Origin of the sequence: Pseudomonas fluorescens, assembly GCF_012974785.1 — a bacterium.
Taxonomy (GTDB): Bacteria; Pseudomonadota; Gammaproteobacteria; order Pseudomonadales; family Pseudomonadaceae; genus Aquipseudomonas; species Aquipseudomonas fluorescens_BT.
Map to the genome: position 1 here is coordinate 3,912,537 of NZ_CP027561.1, position 18,971 is coordinate 3,931,507.

16 protein-coding genes are annotated in these 18,971 nt (G+C 60.6%); 4 read left to right on the forward strand and 12 right to left on the reverse strand.

Going from position 1 to position 18,971, the window contains the following annotated elements; translation table 11 throughout:
- Positions 1-37: 37 nt before the first annotated feature.
- From C6Y56_RS17595 to C6Y56_RS17620, 6 genes are read right to left on the reverse strand one after another with little or no spacing between them, the layout of a single operon-like run.
- Positions 38-1,780 carry an ABC transporter substrate-binding protein gene (locus C6Y56_RS17595; protein WP_169430959.1) on the reverse strand — a complete coding sequence of 581 codons (1,743 nt, stop codon included), beginning with the start codon at positions 1,778-1,780 and terminating at the stop codon, positions 38-40.
- Between the two features lie 47 nt (positions 1,781-1,827).
- On the reverse strand, positions 1,828-2,100 hold the full coding sequence (locus tag C6Y56_RS17600) for a DUF2160 domain-containing protein (protein WP_039767461.1): 273 nt from the start codon (positions 2,098-2,100) through the stop codon (positions 1,828-1,830).
- Between the two features lie 10 nt (positions 2,101-2,110).
- A complete protein-coding gene (locus C6Y56_RS17605; RefSeq protein ID WP_169430960.1) occupies positions 2,111-2,911 on the reverse strand; it encodes a carbohydrate ABC transporter permease in 801 nt (266 codons plus the stop codon).
- A gap of 9 nt (positions 2,912-2,920) precedes the next feature.
- On the reverse strand, positions 2,921-3,787 hold the full coding sequence (locus C6Y56_RS17610) for a carbohydrate ABC transporter permease (protein WP_007981247.1): 867 nt from the start codon (positions 3,785-3,787) through the stop codon (positions 2,921-2,923).
- Entirely contained in the window at positions 3,784-4,896 is a 1,113-nt protein-coding gene (locus C6Y56_RS17615; protein ID WP_169430961.1) for an ABC transporter ATP-binding protein, read from the reverse strand. Before C6Y56_RS17615 ends, C6Y56_RS17610 begins: the two co-directional genes overlap by 4 nt.
- Positions 4,896-5,990, reverse strand: a complete 1,095-nt coding sequence (locus tag C6Y56_RS17620) for an ABC transporter ATP-binding protein (RefSeq protein ID WP_169430962.1) — start codon at positions 5,988-5,990, stop codon at positions 4,896-4,898. Before C6Y56_RS17620 ends, C6Y56_RS17615 begins: the two co-directional genes overlap by 1 nt.
- Positions 5,991-6,238: 248 nt before the next feature.
- Here C6Y56_RS17620 and C6Y56_RS17625 point away from each other — a divergent pair, with 248 nt between their 5' ends.
- On the forward strand, positions 6,239-8,086 hold the full coding sequence (locus C6Y56_RS17625) for a sigma-54-dependent Fis family transcriptional regulator (RefSeq protein WP_169430963.1): 1,848 nt from the start codon (positions 6,239-6,241) through the stop codon (positions 8,084-8,086).
- A gap of 244 nt (positions 8,087-8,330) precedes the next feature.
- Positions 8,331-9,203, forward strand: a complete 873-nt coding sequence (locus tag C6Y56_RS17630; protein ID WP_169430964.1) for an undecaprenyl-diphosphate phosphatase — start codon at positions 8,331-8,333, stop codon at positions 9,201-9,203.
- A gap of 92 nt (positions 9,204-9,295) precedes the next feature.
- Here the strand turns inward: C6Y56_RS17630 and cysS are convergent, their stop codons facing one another.
- On the reverse strand, positions 9,296-10,678 hold the full coding sequence (gene cysS / locus C6Y56_RS17635; RefSeq protein ID WP_169430965.1) for a cysteine--tRNA ligase: 1,383 nt from the start codon (positions 10,676-10,678) through the stop codon (positions 9,296-9,298).
- Positions 10,679-10,698: 20 nt separating this feature from the next.
- Positions 10,699-12,399 (reverse strand): glutamine--tRNA ligase/YqeY domain fusion protein, encoded by a 1,701-nt coding sequence (locus C6Y56_RS17640; RefSeq protein ID WP_169430966.1) that lies wholly within the window; start codon positions 12,397-12,399, stop codon positions 10,699-10,701.
- Between the two features lie 252 nt (positions 12,400-12,651).
- Here C6Y56_RS17640 and C6Y56_RS17645 point away from each other — a divergent pair, with 252 nt between their 5' ends.
- Together C6Y56_RS17645 and lpxH are read left to right on the forward strand one after the other, a co-directional pair.
- Positions 12,652-13,158, forward strand: a complete 507-nt coding sequence (locus C6Y56_RS17645) for a peptidylprolyl isomerase (protein ID WP_169430967.1) — start codon at positions 12,652-12,654, stop codon at positions 13,156-13,158.
- Complete coding sequence (gene lpxH / locus C6Y56_RS17650) at positions 13,155-13,907, forward strand: UDP-2,3-diacylglucosamine diphosphatase (protein WP_169430968.1); 753 nt, start codon at positions 13,155-13,157, stop codon at positions 13,905-13,907. The genes C6Y56_RS17645 and lpxH overlap by 4 nt, the downstream gene beginning before the upstream one ends.
- Positions 13,908-14,031: 124 nt before the next feature.
- Here the strand turns inward: lpxH and C6Y56_RS17655 are convergent, their stop codons facing one another.
- From C6Y56_RS17655 to C6Y56_RS17670, 4 genes are all read right to left on the reverse strand, one after another.
- Complete coding sequence (locus tag C6Y56_RS17655) at positions 14,032-15,561, reverse strand: DHA2 family efflux MFS transporter permease subunit (RefSeq protein ID WP_169430969.1); 1,530 nt, start codon at positions 15,559-15,561, stop codon at positions 14,032-14,034.
- 172 nt (positions 15,562-15,733) lie between these two features.
- The gene (locus C6Y56_RS17660) at positions 15,734-16,936 is read right to left on the reverse strand and encodes an efflux RND transporter periplasmic adaptor subunit (protein WP_169430970.1); all 1,203 of its coding nucleotides are present in this window, start codon (positions 16,934-16,936) and stop codon (positions 15,734-15,736) included.
- 15 nt (positions 16,937-16,951) lie between these two features.
- Entirely contained in the window at positions 16,952-18,421 is a 1,470-nt protein-coding gene (locus tag C6Y56_RS17665) for an efflux transporter outer membrane subunit (RefSeq protein WP_169430971.1), read from the reverse strand.
- On the reverse strand, positions 18,411-18,893 hold the full coding sequence (locus C6Y56_RS17670; RefSeq protein WP_169430972.1) for a MarR family winged helix-turn-helix transcriptional regulator: 483 nt from the start codon (positions 18,891-18,893) through the stop codon (positions 18,411-18,413). Before C6Y56_RS17670 ends, C6Y56_RS17665 begins: the two co-directional genes overlap by 11 nt.
- Between the last annotated feature and the right edge of the window lie 78 nt (positions 18,894-18,971).

The window sequence follows — 18,971 nt, forward strand, 5'->3', positions numbered from 1 at the left end:
CGGCACCCGAAGGTGCCGTTCCGTCCCGCAAAAACGCTTACTTGCGCGCCGCCTCCCACGACTTGAGCAGTTCGTTGTAGCTCACGGTTTCGCCCTTCGGCTTCTCGTTGGCCAGTTTCGGTTTTGGTGCGCCCGGTTGGTCGAACCAGTATTGTGCGTCGCGCTCGGGGTTCATTTTCGGTGCGCACACTGCTTGGGCCTTGGAGCGTTCCAGGCGGGTCATGATCGCGTCCTGATCCTTGGCCAGACCATCGAGCGCCTGTTGTGGGGTCTTGTCGCCGCTGGCGGCTTCGGCGATGTGGCTCCACCACAGTTGTGCCAGACGTGGATAGTCCGGCACGTTGGTGCCGGTCGGCGTCCATTGCACCCGGGCCGGGCTGCGGTAGAACTCCACCAGACCACCGAGTTTCGGTGCCAGGTCGGTCATGGCTTGCGAGTTGATGTCCGACTCGCGGATTGGCGTCAGGCCGACAATGGTTTTCTTCAGCGACACGGTTTTCGAGGTTACGAACTGCGCGTACAGCCAGGCCGCGAGCTTCTGTTTCTCAGGCGTGGACTTCATGAAAGTCCAGGAACCCACGTCCTGATAACCCAACTTCATGCCCTCTTCCCAGTACGGTCCGCGCGGCGACGGCGCCATGCGCCATTTCGGCGTGCCATCGGCGTTGACCACCGGCAGGCCCGGTTTGGTCATGTCGGCGGTGAACGCGGTGTACCAGAAAATCTGCTGGGCGATGTTGCCCTGGGACGGCACGGGGCCGGACTCGGAGAAGGTCATGCCCGCCGCTTCCGGTGGCGCGTACTTCTTCAGCCAGTCGACGTATTTGGTGGTGGCGAACACCGCCGCCGGGCCGTTGGTGTCGCCGCCGCGGGTCACGCTGGAGCCTACCGGATGGCAGTCCTCGACGCGAATCCCCCACTCGTCCACCGGCAAACCGTTGGGCAAGCCCTTGTCGCCGCCACCGGCCATGGAGAACCAGGCATCGGTGAAGCGCCAGCCCAGCGACGGGTCTTTCTTGCCGTAGTCCATGTGCCCGTAGATGCGCTTGCCGTCGATTTCCTTGACGTCTTCGCTGAAGAACTTGGCGATGTCTTCATAGGCGGACCAGTTCACCGGCACGCCCAGCTCATAGCCGTACTTTTCCTTGAACTTGGCTTTCAGGTCGGCACGTTCGAACCAGTCGGCACGGAACCAGTACAGGTTGGCGAACTGTTGGTCAGGCAATTGATAGATCTTGCCGTCCGGCGCAGTGGTGAAGGAGATGCCGATGAAGTCTTTGATGTCGAGGGTCGGCGAGGTGAAGTTCTTGCCTTCGTTGGCCATCAGGTCGGTGATCGATTCAGTCTTGCCGTAGCGAAAGTGCGTACCGATCAGGTCCGAGTCGTTGACCCAGCCGTCGTAGATGTTCTTGTCCGACTGCATCACCGTCTGCATTTTTTCCACGACGTCGCCCTCCTGCAGCAGGTCATGGGTCAGCTTGATCCCGGTGATTTCGCTGAAGGCCTTGGCCAGCACCTTGGATTCATATTCGTGGGTGGTCAGGGTTTCCGAGACGACCTTGATGTCCATCCCGCGGAACGGCTCGGCGGCCTTGATGAACCACTTCAGTTCTTCAAGTTGCTGCTCGGGTGTCAGGGTCGACGGCTTGAACTCGCTGCCGATCCATTTTTTTGCCGCGTCTTCGTACGCATCGGCCCAGGCGGTTGCGCTCAAACCGCTGAGTGCCAGCATGGCTGCCAATGAAATGCTATGTCGCAGCTTATTGTTTTTGTCGAACATAGAGACCTCCTGTTTAAGTTCTGGAGCAACATTGCCGAGCGATTCGACTAGCCCCAACGCATCACAGCCAACAGCCACACCAGGGACAACGCGGACGCCACCCAGATGCTCCAGTCGGTCACGCCGATGACCAGCAGATGCAGGTAGGCGCTGCCGAGAAGACCGATGAACAAGCGATCGCCACGGGTAGTGGCAATCGGCAGAAACCCGCGCCGCAGGATGCTTGGCGAGCGCAGTTCCCAGGTGGTCATGCCCACCAGGATCAAACCTATAACGATGAAAAACGCCGCCGTCGGGACGGTCCAGCTCATCCATTCCATCATCAGTTCCTCAGACCCGGCCCAGGGCAAAGCCCTTGGCCACGTGGTTGCGAACAAACCAGATCACCAGCATGCCCGGCAGGATGGTCAGCACCCCCGCCGCGGCCAGCACGCCCCAGTCGATGCCGGACGCCGACACCGTGCGCGTCATCACCGCCGCGATCGGCTTGGCGTTCACCGAGGTCAGCGTGCGCGCCAGCAGCAGTTCGACCCAGGAAAACATGAAGCAGAAAAACGCCGTCACCCCGATGCCGGAGCCGATCAGCGGAATGAAGATCTTCACGAAGAACTTGGGAAAGCTGTAGCCGTCGATGTAGGCGGTTTCGTCGATTTCCTTCGGCACCCCGGACATGAACCCTTCGAGAATCCAAACCGCCAGCGGCACGTTGAACAGGCAGTGCGCCAGCGCCACGGCGATGTGGGTGTCGAACAGACCGATCGACGAATACAGCTGGAAGAACGGCAGCAGGAACACCGCCGGCGGCGCCATGCGGTTGGTCAGCAGCCAGAAGAACAGGTGCTTGTCGCCGAGAAAGCGATAACGGGAAAACGCATAAGCCGCCGGCAACGCCACGCTCAGGGAAATCACCGTGTTCAGGCTCACGTAGTACAGCGAGTTGAGATAACCGGTGTACCAGCTCGGATCGGTGAAGATCACCTTGTAGTTGTGGAAGGTGAAATCCTGGGGGAACAGCGTCAGGCCGCCGAGGATTTCGGTGTTGCTCTTGAACGACATGTTCAGCAGCCAGTAGATCGGCACCAGCAGGAACAGGATGTAGAGCAGCAGTGGAACAAGCTTTCTTTTGCTCATGGCCGGGCCTCAGCGGTTGGCATCGCTGTGGGTCATGGCGGTATAGAACAGCCAGGACACCAGCAGGATGATCAGGAAGTACACCAGCGAAAAGGCTGCCGCCGGCCCCAGGTCGAATTGGCCTACAGCCATCTGGGTCAAGGTCTGACTCAAGAAGGTCGTGGCATTGCCCGGTCCGCCACCAGTGAGCACGAAGGGCTCGGTGTAGATCATGAAGCTGTCCATGAAGCGCAGCATCACCGCGATCAGCAGCACGCTTTTCAGCTTGGGCAATTGAATGTGACGGAACACCGCCCAGGCCGAGGCCCGATCAATCCGCGCCGCCTGGTAATACACATCGGGAATCGCCCGCAACCCCGAGAAACACAGCAGCGCCACCAGCGAGGTCCAGTGCCACACGTCCATCACCAGAACCGTGACCCAGGCGTCCATGGTGTTGGCCGCATAGTTGTAGCTGATGCCCATGGCGTTGAGGCTCGAACCGAGCAGACCGATGTCGGCACGGCCGAAGATCTGCCAGATGGTGCCGACCACGTTCCAGGGAATCAGCAACGGAATCGCCAGCACGATCAACACCACCGACGACCAGCGGCCCTTGGTCGGCATGGTCAGGGCAATGGCGATCCCGAGTGGGATTTCGATCAGCAGCACGCACGCCGAATAGATGAACTGGCGCAGCAACGAATCGTGCAGACGCGGATCGAGCAGCACCTGCTTGTACCAGTCGGCACCGACGAAGTAGCGGCTCGACTGGTCGAAGATGTCCTGCACCGAATAATTGACCACGGTCATCATCGGGATCACCGCACTGAAGGCCACCAGCAGAAACACCGGCAACACCAGCCACCAGGCCTTGTTGTTCTGCACCTTGTTCATGGCTGTACCTCGCTTTCGGTGGCATCCAGCAGAAATTCGTCGGCGTAGACCATCAGCCACTGCGCCGGGAAACTGATGTACGCCGTGCCCTGCGGCACCGGTTTGTCTTCGGCCAGACGCACCTTCAGCGGTGCGCCGTCCAGATCCAGGGTCATGATCTTGTAGGTGCCAAGGTCTTCGACGTGTACGACCCGCGCCCGCATCGCGTCATCGAAAGGCTCGTCCCACACATGAATGAACTCGGGGCGGATGCCGACCTTCAGGTTTTTCCACTGTCCGTGTTCGATATGGCGCTGCAAGGCGTCGGAAAGCGGCAGGTGGGTCGAGTTGAAACCGACCCCGCCCGGTTGCGGCTGCACCTCGATCAGGTTCATCCCCGGACTGCCGATGAAATAACCGACAAAGGTATGACTCGGCCGCTCGAACAATTCCCGTGGCGTGCCGAACTGGACGATCTGGCCGCCGTACATCACCGCGATCTTGTCGGCGAAGGTCGAGGCCTCCAGTTGATCGTGGGTGACGTAGACCATGGTGATGTTGAACTGCTCGTGGATCTGCTTGAGCTTGCGCCGCAGTTTCCATTTCAGGTGCGGGTCGATCACCGTCAGCGGCTCGTCGAACAGGATCGCCGAGACGTCGTCGCGCACCAGACCACGGCCCATGGAAACTTTCTGTTTTTCGTCGGCGGTGAGGTTGCGTGCCTTTTTGCTCAACAGGTTTTGCAGGTCAAGGACTTCGGCGATTTCCTGGACCTTGCTGTGGACTTTCGCCTCGGCCATGCCCTGATTGCGCAGCGGGAAAGCCAGGTTGTCGAACACCGTCATGGTGTCGTAGACCACCGGAAACTGGAAAACCTGGGCGATGTTGCGTTTCTCCGGAGTCAGGTCGTTGACCGCTTTGCCGTCGAACAACACATGCCCCTGAGACGGGCTGAGCAGGCCGGAAATGATGTTGAGCAAGGTCGACTTGCCGCAACCCGACGGCCCGAGCAAGGCATAGGCGCCGCCCTGCTCCCAGATGTGGTCCATTTCGCGGATCGCGTAGTCTTCCGCCCCGCTCGGGTTCTTGCTGTAACTGTGGGCGAGGTGTTGCAAACGGATTTCGGCCATCAGGCAACCCTCGCGACGCGCCGGCCCGGTGCCTGCACCAGACGGCCCTGTGCATCGAACACAAACAGTTTATGGGTCGGGATGTAGATGCGGATCGGCGCATCGACGTCATATTCGTGAACGCCGGGCAAGTGCAGCACCAGCAGGAAATGCTCGTTGCGCACATGCAGGAAAGTTTCCGAACCGCTGATTTCCGCCACCTCGACGGTCACGGCCAATTCGAGGTCATCGTCGTTGCTCGGGACCAGTGAGATGTGGCTCGGACGCACACCGAAACGGAACTCGCCCTCGCCCACCGGCCGCAGATCGACGTTCAACGGGAAGTGCACGAAATTGGCAAAGCTCACTTCGTTGCCCGCAATACGCCCCGGCATCAGGTTGATCGGCGGCTCGGAGAACAATTCGGCCGCCAGCACCGTTTGCGGCTGGTGATAGACCTCGGTCGACGGGCCGCTCTGGATCACCCGGCCTTCATGAAGAATGGTGGTGGTGCCGCCCAGCGCCAGCGCTTCGTTGGGTTCGGTGGTGGCGTAGATGGCGATGGTGTGGCGCGCCTTGAACAGCTCGCGCATTTCCTGGCGTAATTCTTCGCGCAGTTTGTAATCGAGGTTGACCAGCGGCTCGTCGAACAGGATCAGTTCGGCATCCTTGACCAGCGCCCGGGCCATGGCTGTGCGCTGTTGCTGGCCGCCGGACAGTTCCAGCGGATAGCGCTTCAGGAATTTCTCGATGCGCAGCATCTTCGCGGTTTCCTGCACCTTGCTCTGGATCTGCTCGTTGGAGATCCCGGCCTGACGCAACGGCGAGGCGATGTTTTCGAACACCGTCATGGTCGGGTAATTGATGAACTGCTGATAGACCATCGACACGTTGCGCAGACGCACCGGACGCTGGGTGACGTCGACGCCGTTCATCAGAATGCGACCGCTGTCGGGCTTGTCCAGACCGGCCATCAAACGCATGAGGCTGGTCTTGCCCGACAGCGTCCGTCCGAGCAGGACGTTGAAGGATCCGGCTTCGAATTTCAGGTTCGCATCGTCGATCCAGGTCTGGCCCTCGACGATGCGGCTGACGTGCTCCAGGGTGAGTGACATGGCTCGGCCTTTTTATTATTGGAGTCAAGCGACGTGTGCAGTAGAGCGACATTCGTGCCAGAAATCCCAAGCCGTTGATTCGCCGCGAAAATCGCCGAAAACACGGGCAAACCACCTTCATTGCTGAACACATTTGAACAGTTCAACGATTGACAATGAACAATAGTGAACAACACTCTATCGATGCTTTCAGGTCCCGACGGGCCTCATAACAATAATAAAAACGCTGCTTTCAGAGGCTGACTGTCATGGCCGCACCTGTCCCGCCGCTTTCTCACGAGGCCATCGTTCAGGACTCCTGGTCCCGTTGCCGCGCCTTCGGCCTCAAGCATCAAAGTGCTCCGGCGTTCGACCAGTTGCCCGCCTCCGGCATTGCGCAGTTGCTCGACAGCCACCATTCGCTGGTGCAGACCACCCATCAGGAAGTGCTGCCGTACTACGAAAACATCCTGAGCAATTCCAACTGCCTGATCATGCTGGCCGACAATCAGGGCCAGGTACTGACGTCCTGGGGCACCCAACGCTTTATCGAGCCGAACCTGGCGCGCGGCTTCCAGGCCGGGGCAAGCTGGATGGAACACGCCAGCGGCACCAATGCAATCGGCACAGCGCTGGCCTGCGAACAGGCAGTGCACATCGAGCACGATGAGCATTTCCTCAAGGCCAACCGTTTCATGACCGGCTCCGCCGCACCGATCTTCAACGCCGAGCGCAAAGTCATCGCCGTACTCGATGTGTCCAGCGACAGCTACCTGCCGCCCTCGCACACCCTCGGCATGGTCAAGATGATGAGCCAGACCGTGGAAAACCGGCTGATCCTCAACCTGTTCCATGGCCAGCACTTCCAACTGACCTTCAACACCGGGTTGAACAACCTCGACAGCCAGTGGGCAGGGTTGCTGATTTTCGATGAGAGCGGTCAGGTGCTGTCGGCCAACCGCCGGGCCGACAATCTGTTGGGCGTGCGACTGTCGCGGGTGAGTGTCGAGAGCCTGTTCAAGGTGTCATTGCTGGAGTTGATCAATCAGCCGGACGGTTTGCCGTTTGCCTTGCAGACCTCCGGGCGCAATCGTTTCCAGTGTTTGTTGAAGCGGCCTAAACAGGCGCCCATTCAGGCGCGGGTGTTTGCTGAAGCCAAAGTCACCGAACCGCAAGTTACGACCTCCACGACCATCAGTCTGAGCAGTCTGCACTTCGGCGACAGCCGCGTGGAAAAAGCCGTGCGTCAGGCCGAGCGACTGCTGGAAAAGGACATTCCGCTGCTGATTCACGGAGAAACCGGGGTTGGCAAGGAAGTCTTCGTCAAAGCACTGCATCAGGCCAGCTCTCGCAGCAAACAAGCGTTCATCGCCGTCAACTGCGCGGCGATTCCCGCCGAACTGGTGGAGTCCGAGCTGTTCGGCTACGAAAAAGGTGCGTTCACCGGCGCCAACCAGAAAGGCAGCATCGGCCTGATCCGCAAGGCCGACAAAGGCACGCTGTTTCTCGATGAAATCGGCGACATGCCGCTGCCGACTCAGGCCCGATTGCTGCGGGTACTGCAGGAACGCTGTGTGCAACCGGTGGGCAGCAGTGAGTTGTTCCCGGTGGATCTGCGGATCATCTCCGCTACCAACCGCTCGCTCAGGGAACAGGTGCAACTGGGGCGATTCCGCGAGGATTTGTATTACCGCATCGGCGGTTTGACCCTTGAATTGCCACCGCTGCGCGAGCGCAGTGACAAGCAAGCGCTGTTCAAACGCTTGTGGGAACAGCATCGCGAACCGACGCAATGGGCGGGATTGAGTCGCGAAGTGCTGGAGTTGTTCGATCGTCATCCGTGGCCGGGGAATCTGCGGCAGGTCAGTAGCGTGATGCAGGTCGCGCTGGCCATGGCCGAAGAGCAACCGGTAAGACCTGAGCATCTGCCGGATGATTTCTTTGTCGATCTGGAGATGGAGCCGCTGGAAACGCCAGAACCGTTGGGGATCGATCTGAATGACAGCGAGGCGTTGAATCGGGAACTGCAGGCGGCCGGGGGCAATATTTCTCATCTGGCGCGGCGGTTGGGGGTCAGTCGCAATACGCTCTACAAGCGCTTGCGTCAGGCTGAGTGATCGTCGGCCGAAGGCACGTCAAATCGTCGCTCCCACATTAAATTTTCGTCATCTGCGGTTTTGTCTACGACACGAATCCCCTGTGGGAGCGAGCCTGCTCGCGATGACGCCAGTGTGGCCATCAACAACCATCAAGCCCACCCATTGACCACACCGACCAGACTGTGACGAAATGTTTCAGATTTTCGCTGCGTACCTTTGATCCAGACACCTCCCTCCTCCTGCCCCTCACAGGACAAGCTCTTTGACCAACATCTGCACCACCGGCCTTGATACCGGCTTTGCTTCTCTCGATTACCTGCAAATCGGCATCCTCGGCATCATTCAAGGCATCACCGAGCTATTGCCCGTTTCTTCCACCGCCCACATGCGCATCGTCCCGGCCCTGCTCGGCTGGCCGGATCCCGGCTCGGCGTTTTCCGCCGCCATGCAACTGGCCGCACTGGCCGCGGTGGTGAGTTATTTCTGGCGGGACGTCAGACAGGTCGCCACGGGCAGTCTGGCGGCGGTGCGACAACGGGATTTCAACAATCAGTGGTTCGTCCTTGCGGTGGCCATCGTGCTGGCGACCATCCCCATCGGTATTGCCGGCATCGCCTTGTCCTCGACGCTCAACGCCTGCAACTCGCCGTTGCGCGGCTTGATGGTGATCGGGATTTCCTCCGTGGTGATGGCGGTATTGCTGGCCATCGCTGAACTTACGTGCCGCCACCGCCGCACTGTTGGCGAAATGCGTCTGCGCGATGCGCTGATCGTGGGTATTGCTCAGATCGGGGCACTGATTCCGGGCGTTTCGCGCTCCGGGTCGACGCTGACGGCGGCGCTGTTCCTCAATTTCAAACGTGAAGAAGCCGCGCGCTTCTCCTTCCTGCTCGGATTGCCGGCCATCGCGCTGGCGGGTTTGAAGGAGTTGTGGGTGTTGTTCCATGCGCAACTGCCGGCGCAAGCCTGGGCGCACCTGATTTTCGGTCTGGTGATTGCCAGTATCTCGGCGTTTTTCGCGATCTGGGGCCTGATGCGCTTTCTGGAGAAGTTCTCCACCTGGCCTTTCGTGATTTACCGCGCTGCACTCGGGATTTTCCTGATCGTCGCGGTCAGCACCGGGCTCTTGAGCTGAGGCCCGCCGCAAAAAACAAAACCCGCACTGGGCGGGTTTTGTTTTCTTGAAACATTCCCACGCTGAGCGTGGGAACAAACATGCCGAGCGGATCAGTCAGCCAGACGCCAGGTCGTGCCGCCCTTGCCGTCTTCCAGCACCACACCCATGGCGGTGAGCTGGTCGCGGATGCGGTCGGATTCGGCCCAGTCCTTGCCGGCACGTGCCGCCAGACGCGCAGCGATCAGCGCCTCGACCTCGGCGGCATCGACACGCCCTGCGGCGCCGGCCTGCAGGAAGTCATCGGCTTCGAGCTGCAACACACCCAGCACGCTGGCCAGTTCTTTCAGGCGCGCCGCCAGACCCGCCGCTGCCTCGAGGTCGCTCTCGCGCAGGCGGTTGATCTCACGGACCATCTCGAACAGCACCGCGCAGGCTTCCGGCGTGCCGAAGTCGTCGTTCATCACCGTGGTGAAACGCTCGACGAACGCTTCGCCGCCAGCCGGCGCCACGTTCGGCAGGCCTTTCAACGCGTGGTAGAAACGCTCCAGGGCGCCCTTGGCGTCCTTGAGGTTGTCTTCCGAGTAGTTGATCGCACTGCGGTAGTGGCTCGACACCAGCAGGTACCGCACGACTTCCGGGTGGTACTTGTCGAGCACGTCGCGAATGGTGAAGAAGTTGTTCAAGGACTTGGACATCTTCTCGCCATTGATACGAATCATGCCGCAATGCATCCACGCGTTGGCGTAGGTCTTGCCGGTGGCCGCTTCGCTCTGGGCGATTTCGTTTTCGTGGTGCGGGAACTCGAGATCGCTGCCGCCGCCATGAATGTCGAACGTCTCACCGAGGCAGCAGGTCGACATCACCGAGCACTCGATGTGCCAGCCCGGACGCCCGGCGCCCCACGGCGATTCCCAGCTCGGCTCGCCCGGCTTGACGCCTTTCCACAGCACGAAGTCCAGCGGATCTTCCTTGGCTTCGTCGACCTCGATCCGCGCACCGATGCGCAGGTCTTCGATCTTCTTGCGCGACAGCTTGCCGTAGCCCATGAACTTGCCGACGCGGTAGTACACGTCGCCATTGCCCGGGGCGTAGGCGTAACCCTTGTCGATCAGGGTCTGGATCATCGCGTGCATGCCTGGGATGTGATCCGTGGCGCGCGGCTCCATGTCCGGCTTCTTGATGTTCAGGCGCGCTTCGTCTTCGTGCATCGCGGCGATCATGCGCTCGGTCAACGCTTCGAACGACTCGCCGTTCTCGTTGGCCCGGTTGATGATCTTGTCGTCGATGTCGGTGATGTTGCGCACATAGGTCAGGTCATAACCGCTGAACCGCAACCAGCGGGTCACCAGGTCGAACGCGACCATGCTGCGGCCGTGGCCCAGGTGGCAGTAGTCGTACACGGTCATCCCGCAGACGTACATGCGCACCTTGTTGCCATCCAGCGGCTTGAAGACTTCTTTGCTCTTGGTGAGCGTGTTGTAGATCGTAAGCACGGTGTTTCCTTAAGACTTGATCACTGGCCCCACGAATCGCGCAGGGTCACGGTACGGTTGAATACCGGCTGGCCTGGTTTCGAGTCCTTGATATCCGCGACGAAGTAGCCTTCGCGCTCGAACTGGAAACGGTCTTCCGGCTGTGCATTGCCCAGCGAAGGCTCCGCACGACAACCGGTCAGCACTTGCAGTGAGTCAGGGTTGATGTTGTCCAGGAAACTCGCGCTGTCTTCGGCCTTCTCCGGGTTCGGAGAACGGAACAGGCGATCGTACAGACGCACTTCGCACTCGACGCTGGCAGCGGCCGGCACCCAGTGGATCACGCCCTTGACCTTGCGGCCTTCAGGGTTCTTGCCCAGGGTGTCCGGATCGTAGGAGCAACGCAGTTCGACGATGTTGCCGTCGGCGTCCTTGATCGCTTCTTCGGCACGGATCACGTAGCTGCCGCGCAGGCGCACTTCGCCATTCGGCTCCAGGCGCTTGTAGCCCTTTGGCGGCTCTTCCATGAAGTCATCGCGGTCGATGTAGATTTCACGGGCGAACGGCAGCTGGCGCACGCCGAGTTCTTCTTTCTGCGGATGACGCGGCAGTTCGAGGTTCTCGACCTGGCCTTCCGGGTAGTTGGTGATCACGACTTTCAACGGGCGCAGCACGCACATGGCGCGCGGGGCGTTCGCGTCCAGATCCTGACGGATGCTGAACTCGAGCATGCCGAAGTCAACCACGCCGTCGGAACGGTTGGTGCCGATCATCTCGCAGAAATTGCGGATCGATGCCGGGGTGTAGCCACGGCGGCGGAAGCCCGACAGCGTGGACATGCGCGGATCGTCCCAGCCGTTGACGTGTTTCTCGTCAACCAATTGCTTGAGCTTGCGCTTGCTGGTGATGGTGTAGTTGAGGTTCAGACGGCTGAACTCGTACTGACGCGGGTGCGCCGGCACCGGCAGTGCGTCGAGGAACCACTCGTACAGCGGACGATGGCTTTCGAACTCCAGGGTGCAGATCGAGTGGGTGATGCCTTCGATGGCGTCCGACTGACCGTGGGTGAAGTCGTAGTTCGGGTAGATGCACCACTTGTCACCGGTCTGATGGTGATGAGCGTGGCGGATGCGGTACATGATCGGGTCGCGCAGGTTCATGTTCGGCGAGGCCATGTCGATCTTGGCGCGCAGTACGCGGGCACCGTCCGGGAACTCACCGGCGCGCATGCGGGCGAACCAGTCCAGGTTCTCTTCCACCGAACGGTCGCGGAACGGGCTGTTCTTGCCCGGCTCGGTCAGGCTGCCGCGGTATTCCCTGGCCTGTTCAGGCGTCAGGTCGTCGACGTAGGCCTTGCCGGCCTTGATCAGCTCGACGGCCCAGTCGTGCAACTGGTCGAAGTATTGCGAGGCGTAGCGCACTTCGCCGGACCATTCGAACCCCAGCCATTTGACGTCACTTTCGATCGCGTCGATGTATTCCTGGTCTTCCTTGGCGGGGTTGGTGTCGTCGAAACGCAAGTGCGTGACACCGCCGAACTCCTGGGCCAGGCCGAAGTTCACGCAGATCGACTTGGCGTGGCCGATGTGCAGGTAGCCGTTGGGCTCAGGCGGGAAACGGGTGACGATCTGGGTGTGCTTGCCCGAGTCCAGGTCTGCCTGGATGATCGGCCGCAGGAAATTGACCGGCACGGCAGGGCCGGACTTGGCATTCGAGGTAGGGTCGACAGTGGGCTTGCTCATAGGATCCTTGACTTACATGTGCGCGGCCGCAAAGGGGGCCAGACAAAACAAAGCCGCTATCATAGCCGATGCTGTCAAGGGCCTGACAGAGCACACTCTTATAAAGGCGCGCATTTAATCGCCGGCAATTGAAAAACTGCCTCGAAATTCGCGCCTGTCACGCTAAACTGCGCACCTTGGCCCTCTCGGGCTGAACCGGTACGGGGCCGACATGTCCCAATACCCACGAATTCCTCACAAAGAGCATCGATCATGACTCAAGTTAAATTGACCACCAACTTCGGTGACATCGTCATCGAACTGAACGCTGAAAAGGCGCCTGTCACCACCGCCAACTTCATCGAATACGTCAAGAAAGGTCACTACGAGAACGTCGTGTTCCACCGCGTCATCAAAGGCTTCATGATCCAGGGCGGCGGTTTCGAGCCAGGCATGAAAGAAAAGAAAGACAAGAGCCCGAGCATCCAGAACGAAGCCGACAACGGTCTGAAGAACGACAAGTACACCATCGCCATGGCCCGTACCATGGACCCGCATTCGGCTTCGGCGCAGTTCTTCATCAACGCCTCCGACAACAGCTTCCTGAACCACACCGCCAAGACCGCCCAGGGCTGGGGTTATGCCGTGTTCGGTAAAGTGGTTGCGGGCACCGACGTTGTCGACAAGATCGAAGGCGTTTCCACCACGTCCAAGGCAGGCCACCAGGACGTACCCGCAGACGACGTGATCATCGAGAAAGCCGAGATCATCGAAGCGTGATATTGCTGATTTCAGACTTGCATCTGGAAGAGGAGCGCCCGGACATTACCCGGGCGTTTCTGGATTTGCTCGCCGGACGCGCCCGCTCGGCGAGTGCGTTGTACATCCTGGGCGACTTTTTCGAGGCGTGGATTGGCGACGACGCCATGACCCCCTTCCAGCGTTCCATCTGCCAGGCCCTGCGCGAATTGAGCGACAGCGGCACGGCCATTTTTCTGATGCACGGCAATCGCGACTTTCTGCTCGGCAAGGCTTTCTGCAAGGAAGCCGGCTGCACGCTGTTGAAGGATCCGAGTGTCGTGCAGTTTTACGGCGAACCGGTGCTGCTGATGCACGGCGACAGCCTGTGCACCCGCGACGAAGCCTATATGAAGCTGCGTCGTTACCTGCGCAATCCGATCAGCCTGTTCATATTGCGCAACCTGCCCCTGCGCACCCGACATAAGCTTGCGCGCAAACTGCGCAGCGAAAGCCGGGCGCAGACGCGGATGAAGGCCAATGACATCGTCGATGTCACGCCGGAGGAAATCCCGCGGATCATGCAGGAATACGGGGTGAAAACCCTGGTTCACGGACACACCCATCGCCCGGCCATCCACAAGTTGCAGATCGGCGATCAGGCGGCGAAGCGGATTGTGCTGGGGGATTGGGATCGTCAGGGCTGGGCGTTGCAGGTGGATGAGAACGGGTTTGCGTTGGCGCCGTTCGACTTCGCCCCGCCGCCACAGCTGGCAGCACCCGCCATCTGAGTGAATACAGGTCCAATTGTGGGAGCGAGCCTGCTCGCGATAGTGGCGAATCAGTCAACATTAATGCTGAGTGTGATTGCGCTATCGCGAGCAGGCTCGCTCCCACATTTGATCGGATTGCAGATCAGTGGCCGCTGGCCGCAGGGCCTGCCTTGGCAGCAAAGGGCGGTTTCGCCAGCCACACAATCAATATCAGCCCCATGAACCCCCACCCCAACAGCGTGAAGTAATCCACGGTGGAGAGCATGTACGCCTGACTGGTGAGGATCTGATCCATCTGCGCATAGGCCGATTGGCTCGCGCCACCCAGCGAATGCAAGGTCTCGCGAGTCGCTGGCTCGAAGGTGCTGATGCTCTCGCTCATATAGGCATGATGCTGATCCGCCCGGCGAATCCAGATCCAGGTGGTCAACGACGCCGCAAAGCTGCCGCCCAGTGTCCGCAGGAACGTCGCCAGGCCGGCACCGTCAGCAATCTGACTCGGCGGCAGGTCCGACATCAGGATGCTCAGGGTCGGCATGAAGAACAGCGCCACACCAATCCCCATGAACAATTGCACCAAGGCGATGTGCTGGAAGTCCACTTCGTTGGTGAACTCGGCGCGCATGAAGCAGCTCAGGCCGATCGCCAGGAACGCCAGCCCGGCCAGCAGACGCAGGTCGAACTTGTGTGCGTACTTGCCGACAAACGGTGACAGCAGCACCGGCAGAATGCCGATCGGCGCCACCGCCAGCCCGGCCCAGGTCGCGGTGTAGCCCATCTGGGTCTGCAGCCACTGCGGCAGGATCAGGTTGATGCCGAAGAAACCGGCGTAACCCAACACCAGCACCAGCGTACCGATGCGGAAGTTGCGATAGGCGAACAGCCGCAGGTTGACCACCGGATGCTGGTCGGTCATTTCCCAGATCACGAACACCGCCAGCGCGATCACCGAAATCGCCGCGCCGATGATGATGAAGTTCGACTCGAACCAATCCAGGTCATTGCCCTTGTCGAGGATCACCTGCAACGCGCCCACGCCAATGATCAGCGTGATCAGCCCGACGTAATCCATCGGCTGATGACTGGTGACCACCGGGCGCTTGGCCAGCTGCTGGCGCACCACCATTACCGCGAAAATCCCGATCGGCACGTTGATGAAGAAAATCCACGGCCAGCTGTAACTGTCGGTGATCCAGCCGCCGAGGATCGGCCCGGCAATCGGCGCCACCACCGTGACCATCGCCAGCAACGCCAGGGCCATGCCCCGCCTCGCTGGCGGATACACCGCAATCAGCAGCGTCTGGGTCATCGGGTACAACGGCCCGGCCACCAGGCCTTGCAGCACGCGGAAGCCGATCAGCTCCGGCATCGAGGTGGAAATACCGCACAGGAACGAGGCCAGCACAAACAGAATGGTCGCCCACAGAAACAGCTTCACCTCGCCGAAGCGACGGCTCAGCCAGCCAGTGAGCGGCAACGCGATGGCGTTACTCACGGCGAACGAAGTGATGACCCAGGTGCCCTGTTCCGAACTCACGCCGAGGTTGCCGGAAATGGTCGGCAGCGCCACGTTGGCGATGGTGGTGTCGAGCACTTGCATGAAGGTCGCCAGCGACAGGCCGATGGTGCTGAGCAACAGGCTGGGCGGCGAAAAAGAGGCGTTATTGCTCATCGTGAATCCTTTGGAACTCGGCGGGTGCCGCGCTTGTTACAGACGCAGTCACCTTTGTGGGAGCGGGCTTGCTCCGGGCGGCGTTCCGACGAAGGCGGTCTGTCAGACAAATCAATGCTGAATGACACACCGCTTTCGCGAGCAAGCCCGCTCCCACAGGGTCAGTGGCGGATCAGCGTTGCGCGGTCTTGCTGACCGCCGCGCTGTTGTCGTGGATCAGCTGGGTGATCATCGCGTCGGCTTCGGCCAGTTGACGGTCGTAGACGTTGGTGCTGAACGAGGCCTGTTGCGGCGGCTGCTGGGCCAGTACCGGGCCGCTCTGGTCGTGCAGGTTGACCTCGACATTGGTCGACAGCCCGACGCGCAGCGGGTGTTTGGCCAGCTCTTCGGCGTTGACGTGAATCCGCACCGGCACACGTTGCACGATCTTGATCCAGTTACCGGTGGCGTTCTGCGCCGGCAGCAGGGCGAACGCGCTGCCGGTGCCCGCGCCGAGGCTGTCGATGGTGCCGCTGAACTTCACGTCGCTGCCGTAGATGTCCGACTCGATCTCCACCGGTTGGCCGATGCGCATGTCACGCAGCTGGGTTTCCTTGAAGTTGGCATCGATCCACAGTTGATCCAGCGGGATCACCGCCATCAGCGCGGTGCCCGGCTGCACACGCTGGCCGAGTTGCACGGTGCGCTTGGCGACGTAACCGGTGACCGGGGCGATCAAGGTGCTGCGGGCGTTGGTCAGGTAGGCCTGGCGCAGTTGCGCGGCGGCAGCCATCACGTCCGGGTGCGACGAGACTACGGTGTCATCGACCAGCGCGCTGGTGGTTTTCAGCTGCTGTTTGGCGTTGGCCAGGGCATTTTGCGCCGAGGTCAGGTCATCGCGGGCGTGGGACAGTTCTTCCTGGGAAATCGCCCCGCCGGCGGCAAGATTTTTCCGGCGGTTGAAGTTGTCCTGGGCTTTCTGCACTTCGGCCTGTTGCGCGTTGACCTGGGCCTTCATGCCATCGACGTTGCTGTACAGGCCGCGAACCTGACGCACAGTGCGGGCCAGATTGGCCTTGGCACTTTGCAGGCCGACTTCGGCATCATTCGGGTCGAAGTTGATCAGCACCTGGCCTTCATGAACCAGGTCACCATCGTCGGCGCCGATGCTGACCACGGTGCCGGTCACCAGCGGAGTGATTTCCACCACGTTGCCGTTGACATAGGCGTCGTCGGTGCTTTCGCTCCAGCGCCCGATGAATTCGTGATACGCCCAGACACCGGCACCGGCGAGGGCAACCACAACGGCCAGCACCAGCAGCATCACCTTGCGTTTGCGCGGATTGCCAGTGTCTTGGGCGTTGTCTTGAGCTTGTGTGTTTTCGGCAGTGGCCATGACAAGTACCTTGAATTAGTTGTGCGGCGTGGCTGGGGTGGCGTTGGCTGCGGTCAGGGTTTCACCCTGGAAGCCGCCGCCCAGCGCTTGCATCAGTTGAATCGACAGGTCGATCTGCTCGGCATTCAGGGTCGCCAGCTGACGCTGGGCCTGCAGCAATTGCTGCTCGATGCTGAGCACGTCCAGGTAGTTGCCGATGCCGGAACCGTAACGCTGGACGACGGTGTTGTAAGAGTCCTGGGCAATCTCGGTCGCGTGCTGCTGGGCGCCGATCTGCCGGCCGATGTCACGCAACTGGTTGATGGTGTCGCCAACATCGCCCAAGGCTTTCACCAGACTTTTGTTGTACTGCGCCACGGCGAGGTCGTAATCGGCGTCGCGGGCATCGAGGTTGGCGCGCAGGCGTCCGCCATCGAAGATCGGCACCGAAATCGTCGGGGCAATGTTGAAGAAGCGACTGGCGGAACCGAACATCGCGTCACCCAACAGAGATTCGGCACCGGCGGAGGCCGACAGGTTCAAGTTGGGATAGAAGCGGGTCTTGGCGGAGTCGATGTCCTTGCTCGCCGCCTCGACACGCCAGCGCGCGGCGACCAGATCCGGGCGACGCCCCAGCAGTTCGGCCGGCAGCACCGATGGCAGTGCGACAGCGCTGGCTTGCAGGACTTTCGGCCGGGCGATTTCGTTGCCACGATCCGGGCCTTTGCCGAGCAATACGGCCAGAGCGATTTTCGCGCTGTTCAGGCGTTTTTCGGCGTCGATCAGACTGGCTTCGGAGCTGGCTTCCAGACTTTGGGTCTGCTGGAACTGGTACTGGCTGTCGATCCCCGAGCTCAAACGGCGCTGGCTCAGGTCGAGCATCTGTTTGGTGCGCTTCAAATCTTCGTTGGCCAGGTCATAAACGATGTGCGCCTGACCGAGATCGCTGTAGGCACGGGCCACATCAGCGGCGAGGGTCAGTTGCGCAGCCTGACGGTCGACCTCGGCGGCGCGGGCCTGGCCGAGTGCAGCTTCCCAGGCGTCACGCTGACCGCCCCACAGGTCGAAGTTGTAATTGAAGCCGGCGCTGATGTTGCGCACGGTGGCGTAGGCATCGCCCTGCCCTCGCGGGTCCTGATCCTTGGCCAGGCGTGAACGGGTAATGCCGGCACTGGCGTCGAGGGTCGGATAGCGCTCGGCATCGGCGGCATACGCAGCGGCGCTGGCCTGATGGGCGCGGGCGTCGGCGATCTGCATGTCCGGGCTGTCGTGCAGGGCTTCGCGGATCAGACCGTCGAGCTGCGGATCGCCGAGGCTGGTCCACCAGTCGCTCTTGGGCCACGCGGCCTGGGACAGCGTCACGCCATTGAGGGATTGGCCGACCTTCAGGTCTTTCGCATCAAGGTTTTTGCCTTGGGTATCGAGGCCACTGTAGTTGGCACAACCGGCGAGAATCATCGCCGACAGCACCAGTGTCAGGCTGCTGCGCAAGGTTTTACCGCTCATTGTGTTCACCTAACCGCTGGATAGTGATCGGGTCACCGGCTGCCAGCAGGATTTTCTTGAGGATGTATTCCAGGGTCTTCAACTCGTCCGGAGTGACGGCGCCGGCCAGTTCATTCATCGCGTCAGCGCCGATGTATGGCAGGCGATCGGCCAGTTGCTGGCCTTGCTCGGTGAGTTTCAGTTGCACCTGACGGCGATCGCCTTCACTGCGTTGGCGAACCAGAAAGCCTTTCTGCTCCAGACGGTCGAGCATGCGCGTCATCGAACCGCTGTCCAGCGACAGATGCCGGCACAGCTCGGCCGGGGTGTCGACGCCGAACTGGGCCATGATGATCAACACCTTGAACTGCGCGGCGGTAATGCCGTGGGGTTCCATGTGGGTGTCGATGATCTTGTCCTTGAGTAAAGCGGCACGGCCGAGCAACAGGCCGAGATGGCAATGCTTGAATTCGTCGGGGGTGAAATGCTTCATGTGCTCACCTAATAACTGCCTAGGCAGTGAATGTATGTCGAGATGTTACTGCCTAGGCAGCGAATGTCAACGTAATAG